Origin of the sequence: uncultured Eudoraea sp. (assembly GCF_947258525.1) — a bacterium.
In the GTDB taxonomy this organism is placed as follows: domain Bacteria; phylum Bacteroidota; class Bacteroidia; order Flavobacteriales; family Flavobacteriaceae; genus Eudoraea.
In genome coordinates this window covers 1-5,003 of sequence record NZ_CAMYIP010000231.1, presented here as the reverse complement: position 1 = coordinate 5,003, position 5,003 = coordinate 1, and the positions used below count along the sequence as shown (strand labels likewise).

Annotated in this window: 5 protein-coding genes; 4 read left to right on the top strand and 1 reads right to left on the bottom strand. The window is 37.2% G+C overall.

What is annotated here, in order from left to right:
* The coding region (locus tag Q0X89_RS17715) for a sugar phosphate nucleotidyltransferase (RefSeq protein ID WP_297696677.1) at positions 1 to 1,063 on the top strand (1,063 nt) is incomplete at its 5' end.
* Positions 1,064 to 1,088: 25 nt separating this feature from the next.
* Here Q0X89_RS17715 and Q0X89_RS17710 read toward each other — a convergent pair.
* A complete protein-coding gene (locus Q0X89_RS17710; protein ID WP_297696675.1) occupies positions 1,089 to 1,565 on the bottom strand; it encodes a GAF domain-containing protein in 477 nt (158 codons plus the stop codon).
* Between the two features lie 188 nt (positions 1,566 to 1,753).
* Between Q0X89_RS17710 and Q0X89_RS17705 the strand changes: the two genes are divergently transcribed.
* The 3 genes from Q0X89_RS17705 (at position 1,754) to Q0X89_RS17695 (ending at position 4,797) form a co-directional block, all read left to right on the top strand.
* Positions 1,754 to 2,290, top strand: coding sequence for a Pycsar system effector family protein (locus tag Q0X89_RS17705; protein ID WP_297696673.1), 537 nt, complete (start codon positions 1,754 to 1,756; stop codon positions 2,288 to 2,290).
* Positions 2,291 to 2,505: 215 nt separating this feature from the next.
* A complete protein-coding gene (locus tag Q0X89_RS17700) occupies positions 2,506 to 2,910 on the top strand; it encodes a hypothetical protein (RefSeq protein ID WP_297696671.1) in 405 nt (134 codons plus the stop codon).
* A gap of 27 nt (positions 2,911 to 2,937) precedes the next feature.
* A complete protein-coding gene (locus Q0X89_RS17695) occupies positions 2,938 to 4,797 on the top strand; it encodes an adenylate/guanylate cyclase domain-containing protein (protein ID WP_297696669.1) in 1,860 nt (619 codons plus the stop codon).
* The last annotated feature ends 206 nt before the right edge of the window (positions 4,798 to 5,003 follow it).

Here is a 5,003-nt window from a genome sequence, read left to right as displayed (position 1 = left end):
GCATATTAAAAACACCTATCATTTTAGCTTTTTCAGTAAAGCTTTTGTAGATGTTTTAGCAGCCGAGCTAACCATGACCAGCGGAGATTGGTTTCAGGGAACGGCAGATGCTGTAAGGCAAAGTATGCATCATTTTTTGCAGCACAAATTTGAGTATGCTTTAATACTTTCAGGAGATCAGTTATATCAAATGGATTTTAATCTTATGATAGATCAACATATTCAAAGCAATGCTGATATAACAATCGGAACCATTCCGGTTCACGCCAATGATGCTCCCGCTTTTGGAATATTAAAAAATGATAATGAAGATAATATCACATCCTTTATTGAAAAACCATCATCCGATTTGTTACCGGACTGGCAATCTGAAGTAAGTGAAGAAATGAAACAGGAAGGGCGTTTATACCTGGCATCCATGGGTATTTATATCTTTAATCGGGATCTGCTTATCGAACTTATGAATGATCCTGACACCATGGATTTTGGAAAAGAGATCCTTCCTCAGTCCATAGGAAAACATAAGGTGCTAAGTTATCAGTTTGAAGGCTATTGGACGGATATAGGAAATATCGACTCTTTCTTTGAAGCTAACCTGGGTTTAACCGATAGTATCCCGAAGTTTAACCTGTATGACACCCAACGCGTTATTCATACAAGAGCCAGAGTTTTGCCTACTTCAAAGATTTCCGGAACTCAAATGGACAAGGCAGTCATTGCCGACGGATGTATAATCCATGCTACCAAAATTGAGCGGTCAGTCATTGGGATACGCTCCAGAATAGGTGATGGTTCTAACGTTAAGAATACCTACATGATGGGTAGCGATTACTATGAAACCCTGGACGAGATAGAAGCAAATAAGATTAAAATACTAATGGGAATTGGGGAACGATGTACTATTAATAATGCCATAATTGATAAAAATTGCCGCATAGGTGACGATGTAACCATTAATGGAGGTCCGCATCTGGAAGACATAGAAACCGATGACTATGTCATTAAAGATGGTATTGTAGTGATTAAAAAGGACGCGGTAATTCCGTCCGGCTTTAAGATTTAATGTGAAGGCAGAAATCCTAATAGCTTTAATCGTATAAAAACCGGCTCATTTCTGTTCCAATTGTGGTTAGTTCGCTAATCTCTTCTTTGGTGAAATCATAAGGAACAGGCTTGGCTATTCCAAATGTTCCGTATAAAACCCCATTCATGATCATAGGAACAGCAATGGATCCCTCAACTTTGGTTTCTCTCGCGGCCGGTCTGGCCACTCCGGATTCATCAGTTTGCAGGTTACAAATCTCAACCGGTTCCCTGCGCTCTGCGGCTATCCCGGCCATGCCCTTCCCAATGGGTATTTCAGATATTTTTGGCAGTAAGAAGGTTGGAATGCCCTGGTGGGCCTGTAACCTTAAGATTGAGGTATTCTTATCCAAAAAATGAATTGTTCCAGTTGTGCAGTCAAAACACGAAATAATATTCTCCAGGAGCTGTTGCCAGTCTACCTTAGTTTCATTTAGTGAAGCAGTGATGGCATCTCGTTTTAAGTTGTCTATTTTACTCATAATCCTTCAAATTTAGCACAATCATATTTAATGGATTTAGTTAAATCTAAAATCAACAGAATAGCTTTTGGTAGGGCGATAGCGATAATGAATTATCTGGTCCGTTCTGAGTTCAGTTTAAATCCATAATCGGATTTATTGTATATTTAATTCGTTGATTGATTTAAAATATACTTAACTAATAAGTAATGGCAGATAAAGAGAATTCAGTTACGAGACAAGATCCCAATAATTATTGGGAGCAATTGGAGCGATTGGAAAAACTAATCCGGGCTTCGGAACTTAAAGCCGGGGTTATATTTTCATTTCACGGATTAATTTTGGGGGTGTTTTTTGACAGGCTTGAAGAACTTCAACCACTTTTCGAGGAAGGTGCTCTGTTTATTATATTGGCTTGTTTCTGGATGATCAGCTCATTGATTTCTATATACTTTTGTTTTAAGTGTTTTAAACCTCAGATTACTAAGAAATATGAAAAAAATGTGCTTTTCTTCAGAGATGCGGTATACTCATTCGGAAGTATAGAGAAATACACTAAAAATCTAATTGAAATATTTGGTGAAGAAGAAGAATTTTACACCCAATTAGGTCAGCAAATTTATATAGAAAGCATGATTATTGATAAGAAATTCCAGCATGTAGAAAATGCCATCAAATACTTTGCACTGAGCTTTATCTTTATCATAATAATTGTTATCGTATGGTTTATTCATTTGTATTTGTAGGTAAGGAATAGGATCACAGAATTTAAACCAATTGTATTTTTTAATTCAAGTTTAATTCATACTTCTTTCGGTAAGAAAAACCTTATATTGGGAAGGTATAAAGGCCTGTTCGTCCATAAATATAAGATGGTTTATCTAAATTTCTTATCTTAATTTGAAGAAATAATAGTAATAATCGATAAACTAAAAGCAACTAAAAACTAAACCAACTATCTATGGAAAATCACAATATTATACTTTTCGTTGATACTGCTAACATCACGAAAGAAACTATAGAAAAATACTGCACCTTTCATCAGGATAATATGAAAAGTAATCCTAGTGAGTATACCACAAGTATTGATGCAGGAGAGACTATAACCTGGCTGGGGCTTTCTGTTTCAAATGCCAACGATGTTGTTAATATCACCAAAATAGAATATAAAGGAGGAGCTGATCTATTTGGTCGCCCTAAGCTTAATGGGGACGGAGGTTATCCGGAAACTGTCATCGGCACAATCAAAAATGCCCCTGAGGGCGAAGAAACATATACCATAACATTCACGGTATACAATGGTAATAACGGCGGTAAAAGAAGTGGAAAATTTACCCTGGATCCTAAACTTCGGCCACATAATTAACAATAAGGCCCGAAAATTATTTATACAATGCCAGAGTGTTCTTGTTTAGGAATTAAATATGCTACAAAAAAAGTCTGTTTTTTAATAGGCTTTTTTTATTTTATTTTCTTTGCCGGATATAGCCAGAATCAAGCGGTTGCAGATAGTTTGGAAGCTATTTACTTATCAGGAAATTATAACGACAATGATAAATTAAAAATGCTTTTTGAAATAGAAAGTAATCAGGCGGATACTGAAAAATCGCTTGCCTATAGTCTGAAATTGATTGAGGCCGCCAAAGTATTAGACTCTGTAAAATATATTATTATTGGATATCTTGGGAAAGGAACCGCGTTAAGACTCAAAGGCGACCTTAGTAAGGCGCTGGAAAGCTATTTTGAAGCCGCGAGAATTGCTTCTGAAGAAGAAGAAGGGAGTAGCCTGGGGCAGGCAAATTTTGCTATCGCCGATGTGTATTCAATTATGGGAAATCATGATAATGCCATAAAGTATTACCAGAATGCTATCAAAATCCTTCAGAAAGAAAAAGATTCCATAAACCTTGCAACAGCTTTAACCAATGCCGGGGATGATTACTTTAATAATGGAAAGCTGGATTCTGCACTCATCTATTTCGAAGATTCAGATAAGATCTTCAGGAAAATCAACTACCCAATTGGTACGGCCTACAATAAAGGGAACATAGGGATGGTCTATGCAGAACAGGGCGAAGATGACCGGGCAGAGGTGAATATCAATGAAGCAATCACAATATTGGAGGAGCTTCAGGATTATTACCCAATCTCCGTTTTCCTTACTTATATGTCTGATATCTACCTTAGGAAGAACAATTGGTCCAGGGCCATCAGCTATGCTCAAAGAAGCCTCGATCTGGCACAAAGATATGGGCTTAAGGAGCAGATAAGTGAGAGTAATCTGAAGCTTTCCGAATTATACGATCATGTTGGAAACTATAAAAAATCGAATAGCTATTACAAGAATCACATTGCCTACAGGGATAGCGTTACCAACCTTAGGGAAATGGAGCAAATGGCCGATGTACGGACGAATTTTGAAGTTGCACAAAAACAATCAGAAGTAGACTTGCTTGAGAAGGAATCCGAAATACAGCTATTAAAAGATAAAAGACAAAAAACCGTTATTTATGTTTCAATTATAGTCTTAATACTGGTTTTTTTCCTTGCTATGGGACTCTACAGGCGTAATATATTTATAAAGAAAACCAAGAACATTATCGAAGAGGAAAAGAACAGGTCGGACAAGTTACTGTTGAATATCCTTCCAGAAGAAACGGCCATTGAATTAAAGCAACGGGGCAAGGTGCAAGCCAAAAAATTTGAATCGGTATCTATAATGTTTACTGATTTTAAGGGATTTACCCATTACGCAGATAATTTGGCCCCTGAAAAATTGGTGGAAACGGTAGATTATTATTTCTCAAAGTTCGATGAGATCATTGAAAAGTACGGCCTGGAAAAGATAAAGACCATCGGGGATTCATATATGTGCGCCGGGGGCCTTCCTTATCCTTCTCAGGACCACGCCACTAAAACGGTTTTAGCTGCCCTGGAAATGATCGAGTTTGTAAATCTTGCAAAAACCCTGAACCCCGAAAACCGGATTCGTTTTGATGTCCGTATTGGCATCAATACAGGCCCCGTGGTGGCAGGCGTGGTGGGTACCAAAAAATTTGCCTATGACATTTGGGGTGATGCCGTTAATATCGCCTCCCGTATGGAATCTAATTCGCAACCCGGAAAGATCAATGTAACGGAAAATACCTTTACGTTAATCAAAGACAGCTTTGATTGCGAGATGAGGGGTGAGATTGAAGTCAAAAATAAAGGTATGATGAATATGTATTTTGTAAGTAAAATAGAGGACTAAAGTAAGTTCAATTACAATTAATTGATTTGTCCTTCAATAAGCCCTTTATTATTTTCAAAAAACTCATTTCCCACTTTATAGAAAAACTTTAAATAAGTATCTTAGGACTATGAAAAAATACGTAGTAACACTTGCTCTAATAGCACTTCCTTTTTTTGGCCAAAGCCAGGCTGCGAGGCAAATAGATTCTGCAGGAGTATATATCC